Origin of the sequence: Mesorhizobium sp. M2A.F.Ca.ET.039.01.1.1, assembly GCF_003998035.1 — a bacterium.
In the GTDB taxonomy this organism is placed as follows: domain Bacteria; phylum Pseudomonadota; class Alphaproteobacteria; order Rhizobiales; family Rhizobiaceae; genus Mesorhizobium.
Genome location: NZ_RZRY01000728.1, coordinates 1 through 2,973 on the forward strand (window position 1 = coordinate 1; position 2,973 = coordinate 2,973).

Here is a 2,973-nt window from a genome sequence, read left to right on the forward strand (position 1 = left end):
ATCAGGGACCCTGGGGGCAGGGGCCGAAAGGGCCAAGCGGACCGCAGGGTTCCCCGCCCGATCTCGAGGACATCATCCGCCGTGGCCAGGACAGGCTGCGGCGCGCGCTTCCGGGCGGCGGCGGCGCCAGCCCGGCGGTGCTCGGGCTCATCGCTCTGGCGCTCATCGTGCTGTGGGCCTTCAAGGCGATCTATACCGTGCAGCCCGACGAGGTCGCCGTCGAGTTGCGTTTCGGCCAGCCGAAGTCTGAACTCTCGCAGCCTGGCCTGCATTTCCACTGGTGGCCGATCGAAACGGTCGAAACCGCCAAGATCTCCGAGCAACTGGTCAGCATCGGTGGTGGCGCGAGCAGCGGCTCCGGGCTGATGCTCTCCGGCGACCAGAACATCGTCAACGTTCAGTTCTCGGTCGCCTATCAGGTCTCGGATCCCAAAGCCTACCTGTTCGACGTCTCCGACCCCGACGGCATGCTGGCGCAGGTCGCCGAGAGCGCGATGCGCGAAGTTGTCGGCCGGCGCCCGGCGCAGGATATTTTCCGCGACGATCGCCAGGGCATCGCAACCGCGGTGCGCGAGATCATCCAGGGCACGCTCGACGGCTACAAGACCGGCCTCCAGGTGAACGCGGTCTCGATCGAGGATGCGGCGCCGCCGCGCGAGGTCGCCGACGCCTTCGATGAAGTGCAACGCGCCGAGCAGGACGAGGACAAGTTCGTCGAGCAGGCCAACCAGTATTCCAACCAGAAGCTCGGACAGGCGCGCGGCCAAGCGGCGCAGATCCGTGAAGACGCGGCCGCCTACAAGAACCGGGTCGTTCAGGAAGCGGAAGGCGAGGCGCAGCGCTTCATCTCTGTCTACAATGAATACGCCAAGGCGCCCGACGTCACGCGCAAGCGTCTTTATCTCGAAACCATGGAGAGGATCCTGAAGGACTCGAACAAGGTCGTCGTCGAGCCGGGCAACGGTCAGGGCGTGCTGCCTTATTTGCCGCTGCCGGCTTTGCAGCCGAAAGCGCCGCCGTCGCCCCTCGGCGCCGCGACGGGAGGTAACCAGTGATGGCCAACCGTCTCCCCATCATCGCCGTCATCGCGGCCATCCTCCTGTTCCTGCTCTATTCCTCGGTGTTCGTGGTCAATGCCGGCCAGCAGGCGATCGTGCTGCGGTTCGGCGAGATCATCGACGTCAAGAACGAGCCCGGCATCTACTTCAAGGCGCCGTTCGCCTTTTTCGACGCCGACAGCGTGCAGATGGTCGAGAAGCGCGTGATGCGCTTCGACCTCGACAACATCCGCGTCCAGGTCTCGGGTGGCAAGTTCTACGAGGTCGATGCCTTCATCGCCTACCGAATCTCGGATCCGCGCACGTTCCGCGCGGCTGTGTCCGGTCAGGTGGAACTGGCCGAAGCCCGGCTGAGGACGCGTCTCGATGCGGCGCTACGCCGTGTCTACGGCTTGCGCGATTTCGAGGCCGCGCTCTCCGAGGAGCGCGGCAACATGATGCGCGAGGTGCGCGATCAGCTGCGCCCCGACGCGACGTCGCTCGGCCTCGATATCGAGGATGTGCGCATCCGCCGGACCGACCTGACGGCGGAGGTCTCGCAGCAGACCTATGACCGCATGAAGGCCGAGCGCCTGGCGGAAGCCGAGCGCCTGAGGGCGCGCGGCAACGAGGCGGCGCAGCGCATCAGGGCGCGGGCCGACCGCGAGGTCGTCGAGATCGTCGCCGAGGCGCAGAAGGAATCGGAGATCCTGCGTGGTGAGGGCGAGGCGCAGCGCAGCGCGACCTTCGCGGATGCCTATAAGCGCGATCCCGCCTTCTTCGACTTCTATCGCTCGATGAACGCCTACGGCACGGCGCTGGACAACACCGGAACGACGATGGTGCTCTCGCCCGAGTCCGAGTTCTTCCGCTACTTCCGCGATCCGGGCAGCAAGCCCGGCCCGGCGCCTTCCGCGCCAACGGCCGCGCCTGCGACGGCACCTGCCGCGCCTGCGACCCAACCCGGCACCGCCCAGTAGCGGGCGGTGCAGGATTTTCTGGCGGCAATCGGCCTGGTCCTGGTGATCGAGGGGCTGGTCTATGGCGGGTTTCCGGCTTTTGCCCGGGAACTCGCGGCCGAGGTGCTGTCGGTGCCGGAAAATGTGCTGCGGGTCGGCGGGCTGGTGGCGATCGCCGTCGGCGTCGGCATCGTCTGGCTCGTCCGCGGCTTATGATATTCCTTGGTGCCCAAGCGATTGACGATTTATCTTGCGCCGATAGCTATAGCCGCAAACGTGCCGTATTTTTTGCCAACATGAACCGGACGGGCGCCTTTGCGGATGCGCCCTTCCTTTTCAGAACAACCGGGAGGCCATGATGATATCCGACACCCTGTTGCGCGCGGCGCGGCGTATGGTCTTCGCCGGCGCCACCGCATTCGCGGTCGGCATTGTTGCCGTTCCATCCTTCGTCACGCCGACGGTTGCCTCCGACGGACCGCCTTCGGTCGCCGATCTCGCCGAGCGCCTGCTCGGCGCGGTGGTCAACATCTCGACCTCGCAGACGGTGAAGGGCACGGAAGGACCGGGCGCGGTGCCGATGCCGCAACTGCCCGAGGGCTCGCCGTTCCAGGATTTCTTCGACGATTTCTTCAAGAACCGCGGCGGCGACAAGGGCGGCGGCGGGCAGAAAGTGCAGTCGCTCGGCTCCGGCTTCGTCATCGACGCCGAGCAGGGCATCGTGGTGACCAACAACCATGTCATCGCCGATGCCGACGATATCGAGGTGAATTTCTCCGACGGCATCACGCTGAAGGCGACGCTTGTCGGCACCGACACCAAGACCGACGTCGCGGTGCTGAAGGTCGACCCCAAGGGCCACAAGCTGACGGCGGTGAAATTCGGCGATTCCATCAAGATGCGCGTCGGCGACTGGGTGATGGCGATCGGCAATCCGTTCGGCTTGGGCGGCACGGGTACGGTCGGAATCGTCGCCG

General features: G+C 65.8%; 4 protein-coding genes. All 4 read left to right on the top strand.

Going from position 1 to position 2,973, the window contains the following annotated elements; translation table 11 throughout:
• Positions 1-1,055 (top strand): FtsH protease activity modulator HflK (gene hflK, locus EOA24_RS32635; RefSeq protein WP_127410511.1); only part of this gene is annotated, 1,055 nt, incomplete at its 5' end.
• On the top strand, positions 1,055-2,017 hold the full coding sequence (locus tag EOA24_RS32640) for a protease modulator HflC (RefSeq protein ID WP_126082051.1): 963 nt from the start codon (positions 1,055-1,057) through the stop codon (positions 2,015-2,017). The genes hflK and EOA24_RS32640, both read left to right, overlap by 1 nt.
• A gap of 6 nt (positions 2,018-2,023) precedes the next feature.
• The gene (locus EOA24_RS32645) at positions 2,024-2,212 is read left to right on the top strand and encodes a DUF2065 family protein (protein ID WP_127410512.1); all 189 of its coding nucleotides are present in this window, start codon (positions 2,024-2,026) and stop codon (positions 2,210-2,212) included.
• Positions 2,213-2,390: 178 nt separating this feature from the next.
• Positions 2,391-2,973, top strand: a 583-nt coding sequence (locus tag EOA24_RS32650) for a trypsin-like peptidase domain-containing protein (protein ID WP_245501906.1), incomplete at its 3' end; no start/stop codon positions are given.